At 75.5% G+C, this 17,025-nt stretch carries 17 protein-coding genes; 10 read left to right on the forward strand and 7 right to left on the reverse strand.

The genetic code is table 11. The annotated features are described in order from the left end of the window. The first annotated feature begins 65 nt into the window (after positions 1-65). The 3 genes from I003_RS0126660 to I003_RS0126670 all read left to right on the forward strand — a co-directional run bounded on the left by I003_RS0126660 (position 66) and on the right by I003_RS0126670 (position 2,342). Positions 66-1,430, forward strand: coding sequence for a cryptochrome/photolyase family protein (locus I003_RS0126660; RefSeq protein WP_027774296.1), 1,365 nt, complete (start codon positions 66-68; stop codon positions 1,428-1,430). A gap of 72 nt (positions 1,431-1,502) precedes the next feature. Further along, the gene (locus I003_RS0126665) at positions 1,503-1,925 is read left to right on the forward strand and encodes a GNAT family N-acetyltransferase (protein ID WP_027774297.1); all 423 of its coding nucleotides are present in this window, start codon (positions 1,503-1,505) and stop codon (positions 1,923-1,925) included. Positions 1,926-1,973: 48 nt separating this feature from the next. Continuing rightward, positions 1,974-2,342, forward strand: coding sequence for a metalloregulator ArsR/SmtB family transcription factor (locus I003_RS0126670; protein ID WP_027774298.1), 369 nt, complete (start codon positions 1,974-1,976; stop codon positions 2,340-2,342). A 363-nt stretch (positions 2,343-2,705) separates the two neighbouring features. On the opposite strand, the gene I003_RS0126680 is transcribed toward I003_RS0126670, so the two are convergent. Beyond that, a complete protein-coding gene (locus I003_RS0126680; RefSeq protein ID WP_027774299.1) occupies positions 2,706-4,025 on the reverse strand; it encodes an FAD-binding protein in 1,320 nt (439 codons plus the stop codon). 414 nt (positions 4,026-4,439) lie between these two features. Between I003_RS0126680 and I003_RS33360 the strand changes: the two genes are divergently transcribed. Next, positions 4,440-5,282, forward strand: coding sequence for a hypothetical protein (locus tag I003_RS33360; protein ID WP_051368517.1), 843 nt, complete (start codon positions 4,440-4,442; stop codon positions 5,280-5,282). 161 nt (positions 5,283-5,443) lie between these two features. On the opposite strand, the gene crcB is transcribed toward I003_RS33360, so the two are convergent. Continuing rightward, the gene (gene crcB / locus I003_RS0126690; protein WP_027774300.1) at positions 5,444-5,818 is read right to left on the reverse strand and encodes a fluoride efflux transporter CrcB; all 375 of its coding nucleotides are present in this window, start codon (positions 5,816-5,818) and stop codon (positions 5,444-5,446) included. Next, positions 5,815-6,345, reverse strand: coding sequence for a FluC/FEX family fluoride channel (locus I003_RS0126695; protein ID WP_027774301.1), 531 nt, complete (start codon positions 6,343-6,345; stop codon positions 5,815-5,817). The genes crcB and I003_RS0126695 overlap by 4 nt, the downstream gene beginning before the upstream one ends. A gap of 481 nt (positions 6,346-6,826) precedes the next feature. Here I003_RS0126695 and I003_RS0126700 point away from each other — a divergent pair, with 481 nt between their 5' ends. Both I003_RS0126700 and I003_RS0126705 read left to right on the forward strand, forming a co-directional pair. After that, complete coding sequence (locus I003_RS0126700; RefSeq protein WP_027774302.1) at positions 6,827-7,585, forward strand: metallophosphoesterase; 759 nt, start codon at positions 6,827-6,829, stop codon at positions 7,583-7,585. Positions 7,586-7,618: 33 nt separating this feature from the next. Then, positions 7,619-8,356, forward strand: coding sequence for a Clp protease N-terminal domain-containing protein (locus I003_RS0126705; protein ID WP_027774303.1), 738 nt, complete (start codon positions 7,619-7,621; stop codon positions 8,354-8,356). A gap of 6 nt (positions 8,357-8,362) precedes the next feature. Here I003_RS0126705 and I003_RS33365 read toward each other — a convergent pair whose 3' ends face one another. Next, positions 8,363-9,664, reverse strand: coding sequence for an MFS transporter (locus I003_RS33365; RefSeq protein ID WP_486584401.1), 1,302 nt, complete (start codon positions 9,662-9,664; stop codon positions 8,363-8,365). Positions 9,665-9,744: 80 nt separating this feature from the next. On the opposite strand from I003_RS33365, the gene I003_RS0126715 reads away from it, so the two are divergent. After that, positions 9,745-10,641 carry a LysR family transcriptional regulator gene (locus I003_RS0126715; protein ID WP_027774304.1) on the forward strand — a complete coding sequence of 299 codons (897 nt, stop codon included), beginning with the start codon at positions 9,745-9,747 and terminating at the stop codon, positions 10,639-10,641. Between the two features lie 78 nt (positions 10,642-10,719). Here I003_RS0126715 and I003_RS0126720 read toward each other — a convergent pair whose 3' ends face one another. Further along, entirely contained in the window at positions 10,720-12,189 is a 1,470-nt protein-coding gene (locus I003_RS0126720) for an MFS transporter (protein WP_027774305.1), read from the reverse strand. 87 nt (positions 12,190-12,276) lie between these two features. On the opposite strand from I003_RS0126720, the gene I003_RS0126725 reads away from it, so the two are divergent. Both I003_RS0126725 and I003_RS0126730 read left to right on the forward strand, forming a co-directional pair. Continuing rightward, positions 12,277-12,681, forward strand: coding sequence for a MarR family transcriptional regulator (locus I003_RS0126725; protein WP_027774306.1), 405 nt, complete (start codon positions 12,277-12,279; stop codon positions 12,679-12,681). Positions 12,682-13,026: 345 nt separating this feature from the next. Further along, on the forward strand, positions 13,027-14,298 hold the full coding sequence (locus I003_RS0126730) for a sialidase family protein (protein WP_486584402.1): 1,272 nt from the start codon (positions 13,027-13,029) through the stop codon (positions 14,296-14,298). A 65-nt stretch (positions 14,299-14,363) separates the two neighbouring features. Here the strand turns inward: I003_RS0126730 and I003_RS0126735 are convergent, their stop codons facing one another. After that, the gene (locus tag I003_RS0126735; protein ID WP_078564419.1) at positions 14,364-15,569 is read right to left on the reverse strand and encodes an MFS transporter; all 1,206 of its coding nucleotides are present in this window, start codon (positions 15,567-15,569) and stop codon (positions 14,364-14,366) included. Between the two features lie 88 nt (positions 15,570-15,657). After that, positions 15,658-16,548 (reverse strand): aminoglycoside phosphotransferase family protein, encoded by an 891-nt coding sequence (locus tag I003_RS0126740; RefSeq protein ID WP_027774309.1) that lies wholly within the window; start codon positions 16,546-16,548, stop codon positions 15,658-15,660. Positions 16,549-16,617: 69 nt separating this feature from the next. Between I003_RS0126740 and I003_RS0126745 the strand changes: the two genes are divergently transcribed. Continuing rightward, positions 16,618-17,025: TetR/AcrR family transcriptional regulator (locus I003_RS0126745; protein WP_027774310.1), on the forward strand; the 408-nt coding region annotated here is incomplete at its 3' end.

Below are 17,025 nucleotides of genomic sequence, written 5' to 3' on the forward strand. Positions count from 1 at the left end.
GGTCCGCCCGTACGCCACCGGCATGGCGCGGCGGTGCGGCGGCCCGGCGCCGCGAGAATGCCGCCATGAGCGTCGCGGTCTGCCTCTTCACGTCCGACCTGCGGCTGCACGACAACCCCGCGCTGCACGCCGCCGTGCGGGCCGCCGACGAGGTCGTGCCGCTGTTCGTGTCGGACGACACCCTCGCCCGGATCGGCTTCGCGCCGCCCAACAGACGGGCGTTCCTGGCGGACTGCCTGACCGGCCTCGACGAGGGGCTGCGGGCGCGCGGCGGCCGGCTCGTCGTACGGTCCGGGGACGCGGTCCGCGAGACGGTCCGGGTGGCGTCGGCCGCGGGGGCGGACGAGGTGCACGTCGCCGCGGGCGTCAGCGCGTACGCGCAGCGCCGCGAGAGCCGGCTGCGCGCGGCGCTCGCCGCGGACGGGCGCCGGCTCACCGTCCACGACGCGGCCGTCACCGCGCTCGCGCCCGGCGCGGTCACACCGCAGGCCCGGGACCACTTCGCCGTGTTCACCCCGTACTTCCGGCAGTGGCGCGCCGCCGCGCTGCGCACGCCACTGCGCGCGCCGCGCCGCGTCCCGGTGCCGTCCGGCGTCCGTTCCGCGGGGCCGCCCGCCCGCGCGGCGGTCTCCGGCACCTCCCCCGGCCTCGCCCGCGGCGGTGAGAAGGAGGGCCGGCGGCGCTTCGCCGCCTGGCTTCGCGCCGGGGTGGCCGCGTACGCGGACCGCCACGACGACCTGGCCGGCGACGCCACCTCCCGGCTCTCCCCGCACCTGCACTTCGGCACCCTGTCCGCCGCCGAACTGGTCCACCGGGCCCGCGCGGCGGGCGGTCCGGGCGCCGACGCCTTCGTCCGGCAGCTCGCCTGGCGGGACTTCCATCACCAGGTGCTCGCCGCGCGCCCCGACGCGGCCCACGCCGACTACCGCCCGCGCGGCGACCGCTGGCGTACGGACGCGGCCGGCATCGAGGCGTGGCGCGCGGGGCGCACCGGCTACCCCGTCGTCGACGCCGCGATGCGCCAGCTCGCGCACGAGGGCTGGATGCACAACCGCGGGCGGCTGCTGACGGCGAGCTTCCTGACGAAGACGCTGTACGTGGACTGGCGGGTCGGCGCCGCGCACTTCCTGGACCTGCTCGTCGACGGCGACATCGCGAACAACCAGCTCAACTGGCAGTGGGTGGCCGGGACGGGCACCGACACGCGGCCGAACCGGGTGCTCAACCCGCTGGCGCAGGCGCGGCGTTACGACCCCGCGGGGGCGTACGTGCGGCGGTGGGTGCCGGAGCTGGCGGGGGTCGCGGGGGCGGCGGTCCACCGGCCGTGGACGCTGCCGGAGGGGGAACGGGCGGAGCTGGGGTATCCGGAGCCGGTGGTGGGGCTGGCGGAGGGGGCGGACCGGTTTCTGCGGAGCCGGGGGAAGCGGTGAGACCGGCCGGGCCCTCCGGCGGCACGGTCCCGGAGCCGGGAGATGATCCGGTGCCCCCCTAAGGTGTAACGCATGGAAACCATCAGCGGCCCTTACGAGATACGCCCCGGGGTGCCCTCCGTCGAGGTCTACCGGCGGCTGCGGACCGGGGCCGGGCTGTCGGACAAGTCGGCCGAGGCCGCCGCCGTCGCGCTGCCGAACACGTGGCACGGCGTCGTGGTGCACCACCGCGGAGTGCCCGTGGGGATGGGGCGGATCGTCGGGGACGGCGGGACCGCGTTCCAGGTGGTGGACATGTGCGTGCTGCCCGGACACCAGGGGCAGGGGCTCGGGAGGCGGATCATGGAGGCACTGGTGGCGGAGCTGGACCGGCGGGCGCCCGCCACCGCGTACGTGTCGCTGATCGCCGACGGGCCCGCGCGGTTCCTGTACGAGAAGTTCGGCTTCGCCGACGTGGCCGGGCACGGTTCCCTCGGCATGTACCGCACCGCCTGAGCCGCTTCGCCGCCCGTCCCGGCCCCCGTACGCCCATACGATGGGCGCATGCCGGAGCGCGACACCGCCCCCTCGCCCGCCGCCGCCGTCCACCGTCACGAGTGGACGCCCGACCGGGAGCAGCTCGAAGCCGCGAGCACGGTCTTCGCGCTGCTCGCCGACGCGACACGGCTGCATCTGCTGTGGCTGCTCGCCGAGGGCGAGGCCGACGTCACCGAGCTGGCCACCGCCAGCGGCGCCGCCCGGCCGGCCGTCAGCCAGCACCTCGCCAAGCTGCGCCTCGCCAACCTCGTGCACTCCAGGAAGGAAGGCCGCCGCGTCGTGTACTCCCTGCGCGACGGCCACCTGCGCGGTCTCGTCGTCGAGGCTCTCAACCACGCCGATCACGTCATGACCGGCGCACCCTGGCACTCCTGAGCCGCGGCCCGCGCCCGCCGCGGTCTTCGCCGTCGACGGCCGGGAGGTGACGCTCACCGGCGAGCCGGCCGCGGGTGAGGCGCGGCGCCTGGAGTCCACGGTCGCCCGCGACGGCAGGCCGGTCACCGACCTGCAGCCCTGCCTCCCCGCGTACGGCCACCTGGTGGCGCTGCGCCGCGACGACCTCGCGTACCTCCCGCCCTCCCGGACGGCTCCCCCGGCGGCGGCACGACCGAGTCCGGCCCTGTCGTGGCGTTCCACGCGCAGGTGCCGGGCCCGGGGACGTACCGCCTGTTCCTCGGCTTCAAGCACGAGGACGCCGTCCGCACCGCGGAGTTCACCGCGGTGGTGACGTAAGGGCGCTCAGTCCGTGCCGACCGGGAAGTTGCTGCGGAACACCCCCTGCGGGTCGCGGGCGCGCTTGACGGCCCGCAGGCGCGCCAGGCTCTCGGGGGCGAAGGCGGCGTCGGCGCTGTCGCCCGCGGCGAGGAACGTGTACGGCTTGCGGCCGGTGAGGTACGGGCCGAGGGCCTTCTGCAGCGCGGCGCGGCGCGCGGGGAGCGCGGCGGCCACCTCGGGGGAGAACGGGACGCCGAAGGAGTACAGCAGGTACGGCTCCGCCAGCGCGCCGTGCGGCGAGTCCGAGGGGCGGGCCAGCGCGCCGCCGACGTGGCGGAGCTGGACGCCGAGCAGCGGGTCGATCGGCTCCGCGAGGAGCGCGTCGATCACGGCGTCGTCGAGGTCCGTGACCATCCCGGCGCCGACGGTGCCGGGGCCGGGCTCGGTGGGGTCGTTGGTGACGGCGCCCAACTCGTGAACGGGCAGCACCTTCCGGGTGTCGTCGAGCCGGCCCTCGACGGCGTCGAACGGGCGCAGCAGCGCGGGTGCGACCTCCCCGGCGCCCTCGCCGAGGTACGTGGCGTGGACGAGGGTCACCGGATCCTTGCCGGGGACGTTCAGCAGCGCGGCCCAGACGGACAGTTCCTCCGGCGCGGCGGCGGTCACCGCGCGGTAGACCTCCAGTACCTGCCGGGCCTGCGCCGCCGGCCACAGCATCTGACCGCCGTAGAAGGCGGGCGCGGGGTGGAGGCGGAACTCCGTCGCGGTGACGAGCGCGTAGTCGCCCCCGCCGCCCCGCAGCGCCCAGAACAGCTCGGGGTCGGACTCCGCGGTCACCCGCGCGGGCGCGCCGTCGGCGTTGACGACCTCGAAGGCGGTGACGGAGTCGGCCGCCCAGCCGTGCGCGCGGCTGAACCAGCTGAGGCCGCCGCCCAGCGTGTAGCCCGTCACGGAGACGACGGGCGCGCTTCCGGGCAGCCCCGTCAGCCCGTGCCGGGACGCCTCTTCCTGGAGGCGCCCCCACTGCACCCCGGCGCCGACCCTGGCGAGACGCGCCCCGGGGTCGACCCGTATCTCGTCCAGAAGCCGGGTGCGCAGCAGAACGGCGCCCTCCACCTCGCCCGAGGCGCCGTGCCCGCTGGGCTGCGCGGCCACGGCGACACCGGCCTGCCCGGCGTGCCGGACCAGCGCGGCGACGTCGTCGGCGTCGGCCGCCTCCACCACGGCGGCGGCGGGCTGGGACACGGCACGGTTCCACGGCTGGACGGCCTGCTCGAAACCGTCGTCGCCGGGCAGGAGCACCCGGCCGCGGACGGCGGAGCGGAGCGGTTCGAGGTTGCTCATCTCGGTCCTTACGCATCGACAGCAGAAAGGTTCGGATCCGAGCATCGCGCGCGGGTGGGACATCGGGGAGTGTCAGGTGCCTCTTCCGGCCAGAAGCAACCGGGACGAACAGGACGGTCCGGGCTGGGCGCCGGCCTCCCGGCGTGCCCGTCCCCTTCCCCGGGGGCCGTCGCCGGCCACGGGCACGAGCCGGACGGCCGTCACCGCAGACCCCACAAGCCTCGCCGGGGCCACGGGGAGATGGGCGCCATGTCCGGACGCGGCATGCTCTGCACCGGCGGCTTCTCTGTGAGATGGGTCACATCGCCGCACTCCTTATGGGGATTCTTCGTGCTCCGCGGGATTCCGGCGCTGACACATTGTTCCGGCGTCGAGGACCCCTCCCCCCCACGCGATGGAAGGGACGTCAGGACAGTGACGACGATCTACTGCCCGCGTTGCGACAGCCGGCACGACCCGGCCGGCGCGCCGTGGTGCGCGCCGGCGCGGAACGTGCCCGCGATCCCCGGGGTCTACGGGACCCTCGGGTCGTCGGCGCTGCAACCGCCCGCGGCCGAGTCCGGCGGGCCCGCGCCCGAGGATCTGGAGCTGTTCGCGGACCACGAAGGGCCGGCACCCGCCGCGGACGAAGCCGCCGGCCGCCGGCGCGACGGTGTGGGCGCCGAACTCGTCCCCGTACGGCCGCGGTCGCGGCACCGGCGCTACAAGCCCCGCAGCCGGCGGCTGGCCGGTCTGGCGGCGGCCGGGATGACGGTGCTGTCCGGCGGCCTGCTCGCCGCGAACGCCATGGGCGGCGGCGGAGGCGCCCGTACGGACGAGGCCGTGGCACGCGCCGACACGCCGGTGCAGCCGCTCCCGACCGAGGAGCCCGACGCCGACGACGGCAGCGCCACCCCGGACGGCGACCGCCCCTCGGGCGCGGCGCAGCCGGACGGTGCGGAGCCCACCGGCCCGCGGCCCTCGCCCTCGAAGGCGTCCCGCGGCGCGGACCGGCCCACGGAGAGCACGGCGCCCACGACGAGCAGCCCGTCACCGACGGCCACCACCCCGGCGGAAGGCAGGGTCTCGGCGCCGGACACCGCGGAGCCGGAGTCCTCGGCCCCGTCCACCGCCACTCCGACACCCACGCCGAGCGCTGAGGGCGGCAGCGGTGGGTCGGACGGCTCCGGTGGTTCCGGCGGCGACTCGGACGACGACGACTCCGGCGGCGGCGGTCTCGGCCTCGGCCTCGACCTCCCCTTCCTGCCCGGCCTCTGACCAGACGTCACCCGCCGCTCCGCAACCGTCATCGCGGTCCCGCTGAACGGCACCGCGACACACCGCCGCCAGGACCGGCACCCCGTTCGCCCGGAGCGGGGTGCGGCTTCCGGCCGCCCCGATCACCCCGGCGTCGACGGCGTGCGCACGCCCGCGCGGCCTCACCCCCAGGCCGCCTCCCCCACCACCGCGCCCAGGAACGCCGCGCCCAGACCCACCGCCAGGCTCGCGCCCGCGTACACCGCCGCGTACCGCCCCCGCCCCGTCTCCGCCAGCCGCAGCGTCTCGTACGAGAACGTCGAGTACGTCGTCAGCGCCCCGCACAGCCCGGTGCCCAGCAGCAGCCGCAGCGACTCCGATCCGGCGCCGGCGAGCGTCGCACCCGCCAGGGTGCCGAGGATCAGGCAGCCGGCGACGTTGACGGCGAGCGTGCCCCACGGGAACGGCGAGCCGTGGCGCAACTGCACTGCCCGGTCCGTGACGTACCGCAGCGGCGCCCCGGCCATCCCCCCGGCGATCACGAGCAGCCAGTTCACGCCTCGCCCTCCCCCTCGCACGGCGACGACCGCCGCAGCGCACGGCGGGTCACCGCATGCGCCGCCCAGACCGCCGCCAGCGCCGTGACCGGCGTCAGCACCAGATACCCGGCCCCCGCCGCCGCCCGGCCCTCCTCCGCCACGAGCCGCTGCACGTCCACCGCGTACGTCGAGAAGGTCGTGAACCCGCCGAGGACCCCCGCGCCCAGGAACGGCCGCACCAGCCGGTGCGCGGTCCGCGCCTCGGTGATCAGGACCATCAGCACGCCGATCGCCGCGCACCCGGCGACGTTCACCGCAAGCGTCGTCCACGGGAAGGCCGCGGGCCCCGTGGGCCACAGTTCCCCGGCCCCGTACCGCGCCGCGGAGCCCAGGCCGCCGCCGAGCGCCACCATCGCCACCGGCGCGCCCTGGCCACGCCACCGGTGGGCGGGCGGCACGGGCCGCGCCACCTCGACATCGGGGTCGACCGGTTCCGCCGGGCGCACCCGGCGGGCCTGTCCGCCGGACCGCGGGACCTCCGTCATCTGCGCACCTCACCCACTCGCCGCGGCGCGCACCGCAGCGCGCGCCTTCCGTCGCAAGCAGGGACCGTTGGCGGCGTCCGGCGCCGTGGTTCGGGTACGGCGGGCCCCACCGCCGCGGTGACGGCCCGGCCGGCGCACCGGCGGCCGTCGCCGCGTCCCAGGCTACCCACCCGGCCGCCCCGATCACCCGTCCGGGGCGCTCACTTCCCGGACAACGACAGGGACAGCGTCCTGGAACGCACCCTCGCCCCGGCCCGCCTGACGAAGGGCTGACGGTCCGCTCCCGGGGGCGAAACCGGGGCACATGTCGTGACGACCACACCTTCGAGTGGTCGCGCCGCGTCGTCTGTTCCCCGCTGCCGTTACGCGACGGCGCCGGCCGGGCCACCGGTCGGGGACTGGCCGTTCACCGCCGGGCCGGAGGCCCGTAGCGTCGGCGGTGCGGGCGCCGGTGGCGGCGTGCCGGGGAGAGGAGTACGTCGTGGCCGTTATCGCGCATCTCAGTGACATCCATATCGACGACGAGCGCAGTGCCCGGCGGACCCGTGCCGTCGTCGCGTACCTGGAGGATCTGCCGTACGACCTGGACCTCGTCCTCGTCAGCGGCGACATCGCCGACCACGGCGCGCCCGGGGAGTACACCGTCGCCCGGGAGCTCCTCGACTCGCGGCATCCGGTGCTGGTATGCCCCGGGAACCACGACGACCGGGCCGCGTTCCGGGCAGGGCTGCTCGGGCTGGAGCCGGACGTGGCGCCGGTGGATCAGGTGTTTCGCGGGGCGGGGTTCACCGTGCTCGCGTGCGACTCGTCGGTGCCGGGGAAGCCGGAGGGGTGGCTCGGGGACGGGACGGTGGCGTGGCTGGAGGAGGAGGTGCGGAGGGCGCCGGAGGGGGACGCCGTGCTCGTCGCGTTCCACCATCCGCCGGTGGCGCTGCACGTCCCGTACGTCGACGAGATCCGGCAGTTCGGCGCCGAGCGGCTTGCGGAGCTGACCGGGCGGCATCCGCGGATCACGGCCTTCCTCGCCGGGCACGCGCACACCGCCGCCGCCACCGTCTTCGCCGGGCGGCCGCTGCTCGTCGCCCCGGGGGTGGTCAACACCGTCCGGCTGCCGTGGGAGCGGCGCACGCACGCAGACCACCAGGTCCACCTCGACCAGCCGCCGGGCCTCGCGTTCCACGTCCTGGACGAGAACCACCGGCTGACCACCCACTTCCGCCCGGTGTCAACCGGGGGTTGACGCACCACGAGGTGTCAACCTACGGTTGTCAGTATGACGGAACCGCAGCGCTCCACGCATCCCGTACGCCTCGACGACCTCATCGAGGCCATCAAGAAGGTCCACCCCGACGTCCTCGACCAGCTCACCGGAGCCGTCGTCGCCGCCGACCACCTCGGTGACGTCGCCGACCACCTCATCGGCCACTTCGTCGACCAGGCGCGCCGCTCCGGCGCCTCCTGGACCGACATCGGCAAGAGCATGGGCGTCACCCGGCAGGCCGCCCAGAAGCGGTTCGTGACCAAGGGCTCGGACGAAGGCTTCACGCTCGACCCGAGCGAGGGCTTCGCCCGGTTCACGCCCCGCGCCAAGAACGTGGTGATGGCCTCCCAGAACGAGGCCCGCGCCGCGGGCAACACCGAGATCGGCCCGGCCCACCTCGTCCTCGGGCTGCTCGCCGAGCCCGACGCCGTCGGCGGGGCGGCGATCAAAGCGCAGGGCATCCTCCTGGACAGCGTGCGGCAGGAGGCGGCCGCGGCGCTGCCGCCGGCCGCGCAGGGCACGGTGCCGGAGCTGATTCCGTACAACGCCGAGGGGAGGAAGGCGCTGGAGCTGACCTTCCGCGAGGCACTGCGGCTGGGGCACAACTACATCGGTACGGAGCACATCCTGCTGGCGCTGCTGGAGCAGGAGAACGGAGACGGCGTGCTCTCCCGGCTCGGGGTCGACCGCGCGGCGACCGAGGCGCACATCGAGGAGGCCCTCGCGCCCCTGCGGAACCCGGGCGCGTAAGCGGGATCAGGTGCGGCGGGCCGGCGTGCGTCCGGTCGGTGCCCGGCCCCGCGGCCCGGCGGACGTCCGGTGGGGCGGCGCGGCTCCCCGCGCGCTGCGCGCAGCCTCCCGGGCAGCGCCCAGCCGCTCCGCCACCCACAGCAGCACCGTTCCGCCCGCCAGCACCGCGCCCAGCGCCGAGACCGCCGGCCACCCGCCCCGGGCCCAGACCACCGACGTCAGCGCGGAGCCGACCGCACCGCCCGCGAAGAAGCTGGTCATGAACGCGGAGTTGACGCGGTTGCGGGCGTCGGGGCGGAGGGCGTACACGACCGCCTGGTTACTGTTGAGCAGCGCCTGCTGCGCGACGTTGAGGCCGACGATCCCGGCGACCAGCCACGGCAGCGACTCGCCCGCCACCCCCAGCAGCACCCACGAGCCGGTCAGCAGCAGCACGCCCGCGCCCGTGACCGCCTGGACGTGGCCGCGGTCGTTGAGCCGTCCCGCGCACGTCATGGTCGCCACCCCCACCACCCCGACGAGCCCGAAGAGCCCGATCGCCGACTCCGACCAGTCGTACGGCGGCCGGGCCAGCAGGAACGTCAGCGCCGTCAACTGCACGCTGTACGAGGCCAGCGACAGCGCCGCGATCGCCGACCGCCGCCGCAGCACCGGCTCCTCGCGCAGCAGCGCGACGGTGGAGCGCAGCAGCGCCGGATACGACATGCCGGCGCCGGAAGCCGGCAGGCGCGGCAGGCGGCGGTGGAGCAGGACGGCCATGCCGGCCATGAGGAGGGCGTTGACCCAGTAGATCGTGCGCCAGCCGCCGAGTTCGGACAGCGCCCCGGAGGCGGTACGGGCCAGCAGCCCGCCGAGGAGGATGCCGGACATCACGATGCCGACGACCCGACCCCGCTCCTCCGGCGCCGCGAGCCCGGCCGCGTACGGGACGACGACCTGTGCGCCGACGGACGCCAGCGCGGTGAGGACCGTACCGGCGAGCAGCACCGGCCCGTTGGGGGCGGCGGCGGTGAGTGCGAGGAAGGCCGCGGTGGCGACGAAGAGCGCCACGGACAGCCGCCGCCGGTCGGTCACGTCGCCGAGGGGGACGAGGAGGATGAGGCCCAGCGCGTAGCCGGTCTGCGCGGCGGTGACGACGAGCGCGGCGAGCGTGCTGCCGATGTGCAGGTCGCGGCCGATGAGGTCGAGGAGGGGCTGGGCGAAGTAGTTGCCCGCCACGGACAGGCCGGTGGCGGTGGCCATGAGCAGCAGCAGGCCGCGGCCGAGGGCGGCCGGCTCCTCGCGAGGGGATACCGAGTCCGTTGTCATGAACCCAGACTCCGCCGACAGGCATCGATGAGTCCAACACATCGTTGTCATCTGATCCATCGCGTAGAACGATGGATCGCATGGAGCTGCAACAACTGCGCTATGTCGTCGCCGTCGCGGAGACCGGCGGGTTCACCCGGGCCGCCGAGCGCTGCCACGTCGTGCAGTCCGCGCTGAGCCACCAGATCGGCAAGCTGGAACGGGAGCTGGGCGCCCGGCTGTTCGACCGGACGAGCCGGAAGGTGCGCGTCACCCGCGCCGGCGAGGCGTTCCTGCCCGCCGCCCGCGCGACCCTCGCGGCGGCCGAACGGGCCCGCGCGGAGGTCGCGGCGGCGACGGGGGAGGTGCGCGGGCGGCTGGCGATCGGGGCGATCCCGACGGTGGCGGCGGTGAACCTGCCCGCGGCGCTGCGGGAGTTCCACGACACCTACCCGCAGGTGCGGATCAGCCTGGCGGTGGGGGCGAGCGAGAACCTGGTGCGCGCGGTCGCGGAAGGCACCTACGACCTGGCGCTGCTCGGGGTGCCGGCGGGCTTCCGGGCGGAGAAGGTCCGCGAGCGCGTCCTCGTACGGGACCGGCACCTGGCCGTCGTGCCGCCCGACCACCCGCTGGCGGACGCGCGCGAGACGGACCTGGCGCGGCTGGCGCAGGAGACGTTCGTCGACTTCGCGGCGGGCACGGCGGCGCGGGCGCAGTCGGAGGAGGCGTTCACGGCGGCGGGGCTGCGGCGGACGGTGGGCTTCGAGGTCTCGTCGATGGACTTCATGGCGGACCTGGTACGCGCCGGGCTGGGCGTGGCCCTCCTGCCCAGCACCTTCGCCCCCCGCCTCCCGGGCCTGGCCACGGTCCGCATCGCGGACGGCCCGTCCCGCGAGGAACGCCTCGTCTGGCCGCGCACCCGGCCGTCCCCGGCAGCCGCGGCGTTCCTCCACAGCCTGGGGGTGGACCCCGGCGAGGAGGACCCCCCGCCGGGGTGAGCCCGCGCGGCAGCGGACCCGGGCCTGGCCGGCCCGGGTCCGCTCACCCCGCTCCCCCGTGGTTCCGTACGGCGGCGGTCAGTCGGCCGCGTAGACGAACTCGCGGTCCTCCACCGGCGTCGGCTCCTCCGCGGGCCCGCGCAGGCCGCGGATGCCCGCCAGGGCGATGACGAGGCCGACCAGCGCCATGCCCGCGACCACGTACAGCGCCGGGTCGAAGCCGTTCAGCAGCGCCTGCGAGCCGGTCGCGCCCTCGGCGTTCGCGGTCAGCACGGCCGTCACGATCGCCAGCCCGATCGCCCCGCCCACCTGCAGCGAGGTGTTCAGCAGGCCGCCCGCGAGCCCCTGCTCGTGGTCGGGGATGCCGGCGGTGGCCTGGATGTTGAAGGACGCGAACGCCAGCATGAAGCCGACGCCCAGCAGCACCATGCTCGGCAGCGTGCCGACCAGGTACGGCGCGTCCCGGTCGAGGGCGAGGAAGAGCACGTACGCCACCAGGTGCGCCACCACGCCGCCCGCGATGGTGGCCGTGGTGCCGAACCGCTCGATCAGCGGCTCCATCCGCGGCGAGCCGAACGCGACGATCAGCGCCGCCGGCAGGAAGCCGAGCGCCGTCTCCATCGCCGACCAGCCCAGCACGGACTGCAGGTACTGCATCACCAGGAACTGGAAGCCCAGGTAGCCGCCGAAGAACACCGCGGCGCCGAGGTTCGCCCGGGCCAGCGGCCCGGAGCGCAGGATGCCCAGCCGGATCAGCGGGTGGCTGCTGCGCCGCTCGATGGCGAGGAACGCGCCCAGCAGCACCGCGGCGGCGGCGAACTGCAGGAGCGTCCGGGACGCGCCCCAGCCCACCTCGGGCGCCTCGACGACGGTGTAGACGAGCAGGAGCATCGCGCCGACGCCGGTCACCGCGCCGGGGAAGTCGTAGCCGCCGGTACGCTCCGGCCGCCCCTCCTTCGGCAGCACGCGGAAGGCCGCGACGAGGGCGATCAGGGCGATGGGGAAGGGCAGGAAGAACGCCCAGCGCCAGCCGACCTCGGTCAGCAGACCGGAGAAGACGAGGCCCGCGCTGTAGCCGCTGGCGCCGAAGACGGCGAAGATCCCGAGCGCCTTGTTACGGGCGGGGCCCTCGGCGAAGGTCGTGGTGATGATCGAGAGCGCGGCGGGCGCGGTGAACGCCGCGGAGACGCCCTTCAGCAGCCGGGTCGCGATCAGCAGCCCGCCGTCGTCGACCAGCCCGCCGAGCAGCGAGGTGACGGCGAACACCGCGACGGCGACGAGGAACACCCGCCGCCGGCCGAGGAGGTCGGCGGTCCGGCCGCCGAGGAGGAGCAGTCCGCCGTAGGTGAGGACGTACCCGCTGACGACCCATTGGAGGGTGCTGGTGGACAGCCCGAGGTCGGCCTGGATGGAGGGGAGGGCGACTCCCACCATCGACACGTCGAGAGCGTCGAGGCCGACCACGAGGGAGACGGTCAGCAGGACGCCCCACAGGCGGGCGTCCCACGTGGTCGACGTCGTGGACAGGTGTGGTGCGGAAGAGCTCATGAGGGACGACACTACATGCAGAGACATCTAATGCCAACGCATTTAATGAAGTAGCATTAGGTTCACGCGCATGTTACTGTCGCCTACGTGAGCGATGGCGGCGCCGAGCGCGCCCTGGTGGACCGCTGGCACGGCCTCCTGGCCTGCCACGCGGCGGTGTGGGGTGCGCTGGAGCGCGAGTTGCAGCGCAGGCACGGCATCGGCGTCAGCGAGTTCGAGGCCCTGGAGGGCCTGGCCAACTGCGGCCACGACAAGTGCCGCGCGGCCGAGCTGGCCGGCTCGGTGCACCTGAGCCAGAGCGCGACGTCGCGGCTGACCGCCCGGCTGGAGCGCGCGGGGCTGGTGGAGCGGGCGATGTGCGAGGTCGACCGGCGCGGCATCTTCGTGCTGCTGACGGAGAAGGGCCGGCGGCTGTACGAGGACGCCAGGCCCACGCACCGCGAGGTGCTGGCCGAGGTGCTGCCGGGCACGGAGCAGCCGGCCGGACCGTAGCCGGACCGCCCCGCGGGGCCGGGACCTGGCGCCGCGTCAGAGGCCGCGGGCGCCTCGCGCCCGACCCCGCTGCCCGCTGCCCGCTCTCAAAGAGACCGGACGCCCCGGCGCCCGGGCGCATCCAGGCCGCGTACCCGCGCGCCGACAGCTCCGGCTCCGCCCGGTGGGACCGTCCGGCGGGCTCATCCGCGCAGGGCGGCGGGTCCGGGGCCGGCGACTCCCGCCGCACCGACCGCCGCAGCCGCTCCAAGCGCGCCGCGACCGGACGGTCCCGGCCCCGGTGCGCCCGGGCGCGTATCGGAATTGTCCCGCCTGAGAGGACAGAGCGAGCGGCGCATGGGCGTCATGGCGTCCGTTCGCCAGGCGGCGCACGTGGACATCCGGACGATCACGGTACTTCCTGGTGGGAACGACGTCATCGAGGAGGAGATCCGGGTGGGACCCGTTCACCGCGCGATTACCACCGTGACGGCCGGCGCAGCGCTCGTGGCGAGCCTGTGCACGGCCGCCGCTCCCGCACAGGCCGCCGGGCACGGCAAGCACTGGGACGCACCGGCGTGCGAACGGGTCGTCAGCGACGGCTCGCTCACCCACACCCGCGACGGCGGCGCCACCTTCGCCCCGACCACCACCGCGGAACGCCCGCCGTACTACCAGTTGGTGACGGGCCTGGAGACGCTCGCCACCCCGAACCACCTGCTCGCCGCCGACATCAACGGCCGGGTGACCCGGTCGGCCGACTCCGGCTGCCGCTGGCAGACCATCGCCGAACTCGGCCGCGGCCACTGGTTCGTCGCCCCCGCGCGCGACGGCAGCGCCTACGTGTGGGAGCTGCGCGGCGACCGGGTCCACCGGGTCGACGGCCGCACGGTCGTCGCGATGCCCGCCTTCGACGGCGAGAAGCTCGGCGGCCTGTACGGGCTCACCGCCGACCCGCGCCGCGCCGGCCGCCTGCGGGCCGTCACCGACGAGGGCCGGGTACTGGAGTCCGGGAACGGCGGGCGCACCTTCCGCGCCGTCGGCACCCCCGTCCCGCTGGACGAGGCCGGGGCGCACACGACGCTCTACGACGCGAAGATCTCCGCGGCGGACTTCGACCGCATCGTCGTCGGCGTGAGCGGCGCCGGAGGCTTCACCAGCGACGACGCCGGCCGCACCTGGCGGCGCGCCAGGCTCGGCGCCGCGGGCGACAGGGTCAACGGCTTCTCGATGGCCGTCTCGCCCGCCGACCCGCGCGTGGTCTACGCGAAGGCGCTGAACGTCACCGAGCTGGAAGCGGGCGGCAGCGGCCGGCACCTCTACCGCTCCACCGACGGCGGGCGCACCTTCCGGCCCGTGGTCGACCAGTTCCAGGACGGCGAGGACGTGGTGATCTACAACGGCGGCTGGATGCGCCCCGATCCGGCCGACGCGGACGTCGTCTACTTCGAGTACGGCGACCCGTGGAGCGGCACCAACCTCTACCGCCACGACGCGGACGGCGACGAGCTGACGATCCGGCACTCGGCCCAGCACGGCATCGGCGCACTCGCCGTCAGCCCGGCCGACCCGGACGTGCTCCACGTCGGCCTCACCTCGGTGCCCGGCCACACCCCGCTTTCGGGGGACGGCGCGTAACCGGGCCGGGGACCGGCGCGGTGGCGGGGGCCCGGCGCCGGTCCCCGCCACCGTCCGCCGGAGGGCTACTCCCCGCCGCGCTTCCGGCCGCGCAGCAGCAGGGGCGCGACGGCCAGATACGGCAGCGCACAGACCGCGAAGGCCGTCCCGTGACCGAGTCCGGCCGCCGAGCCGAGCAGGCCGTACGCGCCGTAGACCGCGACCGTCGCCAGGTCCGTACCGACGCCGGCCAGCGAGGTCAGGGTCGCCCGCGTCGGCCCGGTGATCCGCTCCTGCAACCGGGCCTCGGCGAGCACCGTCGCCACCTGGAACCCGCCGAACGCGACGCCCACCAGCGCGATCCCCGCCGCCGTACCCACGAGCCCGCCCGCCGCCAGCGCCACCGCCGCCCCGGCGAGCACCGCGGCGAGCACCCCCGCCGGCGTCCGCCCCGCCCGGCCCCGCTCCTCGACCCGCCCGGCCAGCAGCCCGCCCGCGGCGGCGCCGGCCCAGACGAGCAGCAGGTACAGCGGGACGGCGGGGCCGGCGACACCGGACTCGCGGACGAGGTAGGGGGTGTACTCGTCGAGGGAACCCCAGACGGCGACGACGGCGGGGACGAGGAGGACGGCGCCGCGGACCGAGCGGTCGGCACGGAGTTCGGCGAAGCCGGCGCGCAGGGTGCCGGTCCAGCCGAGTCCGGGGTCCTCGGAGTCGGCACCCTCACCGGCGCCGGCGGAGTCACCTTCGCCGGCAGCGCCGGAGGGGCCGGCAGCGGCCGTCCGGTGCTCGGGAAACCGCGTCGCCACCGCCGCGCCCAGCAGGCAGGACGCCACGCTCGCCGCTCCCACCGCCGCGTAGCCGCCGGCCGCGAACACCGGGGCCGCCACCGCCATCGACGCCATCACGCCCACCGTGCCCGCCGCACGCCCCCGTCCCAGCGTGCGCGCGTACCGGTCGGCCGCGCCCGCGCGGACCGACTCCTCGTACAGAAGCGCCTCCAGCGCCCCCGAGACGAACGCGCCCTTCGCCCCCCACAGCACGAACCCCGCCGCGAACACCCCGTACGAGGGCGCCAGCACCCACAGCGCGAACCCGGCGGCCGTCAGCAGCGGACCCGCGCACAGCAGCAGGCGGCGGGAGAACGCGTCGGCCCAGGCCCCGGAGGGGACTTCGAGCAGAACGGAGGAGAGCGACCAGACGGCGAAGAGCGAGGAGACCTGCCACAGCGACAGGCCGTGGTCGGCGAAGAGCAGCGCGTACACGGGGTAGAGCAGGACGAAGTCGTCCAGGAAGGAGTACGCGTAGAAACAGGCCGCGAGCCGCCTCCCGGGACGGCCGCTACGGGTGAATCAATGTCGTCGGGTCATACGCGCCACCCTACCCATCCGCCAGCACCTGGTCGATGACGAACGTCGAACTGGCGACCATGGCGGGGTTGGTGTGCCGGTAGTACGGCAACTGGATCAGCGAGATCGACAGTGCCCAGCCGCGCCCGCGCGCCCACGCCGCTTCGTCGTCGCCGCCCGCCACGGCGGCGCGGAACGCCTCGCGCGCGGGGCCGGTGAAGAGGTTCCAGGCGGCGATCAGGTCGACGGCGGGTTCGCCGAGGCCCATGCAGCCGAAGTCGATGACGCCGCCGAGGCCGCCGTCGTCGGTGAGCAGGATGTTCCCGGGGGACAGGTCGGCGTGCAGCCACACCGGCGGCCCGGCGTGCGCGGGCGCGCGCAGGGCGGCCTCCCACGCGGCGGTCACGGCGGGCACGTCCACACCGTCCCCGGGGCGGAGCCGGGCGAGCGCGTCGCGGGTGCCCGCGTCACGGTCGGCCAGGGTCTCGCTGCGGTACGAGGGCGGGCCCCCGGCCGGGTCGGTGGCCCGCATGGCGTTGACGAAGCCGGCGAGCTGCCCGGCGAGCGGCCCGGGGGCGGCGACGCCGGCGTCGGGCGGCAGGATCGTACCGGGCAGCCAGCGGCAGACCGTCCAGGGCCAGGGGTAGCCGCCCCCGGGCTCGCCCTGGGCGACGGGCTCGGGCACGGGCAGCGGCAGGGCGGCGGCGAGCCGGGGCAGATGGGTGTACTCCAGCTCCACGTCCTTCGCGCCGCCGGCGGTCAGCGGCATCCGCACCGCCAGCTCGTCGCCCAGCCGGAAGACGGCGTTGACGGTGCCGCCGGAGGGAACCCGCTCGACGGGCAGCGCGGCCCACCGCGGGAACTGGGCGGCGATCAGGCGGCGCACCAGGCCGGCGTCGATCTCCGCCTCGTCGGCGTGCATCCGGGCAGCAGGCATGGGCGCGACCCTACGCCGGTCACCCCCGCGGCTCACACCGTATATTCGGCGGTGATGCGCACCGTCAACCCCGAGCAGCACGCCCGCAAGCGGGCCCGCATCCTGGCCGCCGCGGCGGAGGAGTTCGCGGCGAACGGGATGGACGGCACGTCGACGGCGCGCATCTGCCGCAGGGCGGGCATCGGCTCGGGAACGCTCTTCCACTACTTCCCCGCCAAGAAGGCGATCTTCCACGCCCTCTTCGCCGACGACCTCGCCCGCACCGGGGAGATCCGCGACCGCGCCCTGGCCGCGGACGACCCGCGCGAGGGCTTCGCCCTCCTCTTCGACCGCCTCACCGCGGACTTCGACGACCCTCTGGCCCCGGGCCTGATCGCCGCGGCTCTGGTCCAGGCGAGCCGGGACGAGGAGTTCGCCCGTCTGCTGGGCGACGACGAGACCCGGACCCTCGCGGCCCTGACC

This window comes from Streptomyces sp. CNQ329 (genome assembly GCF_000482585.1).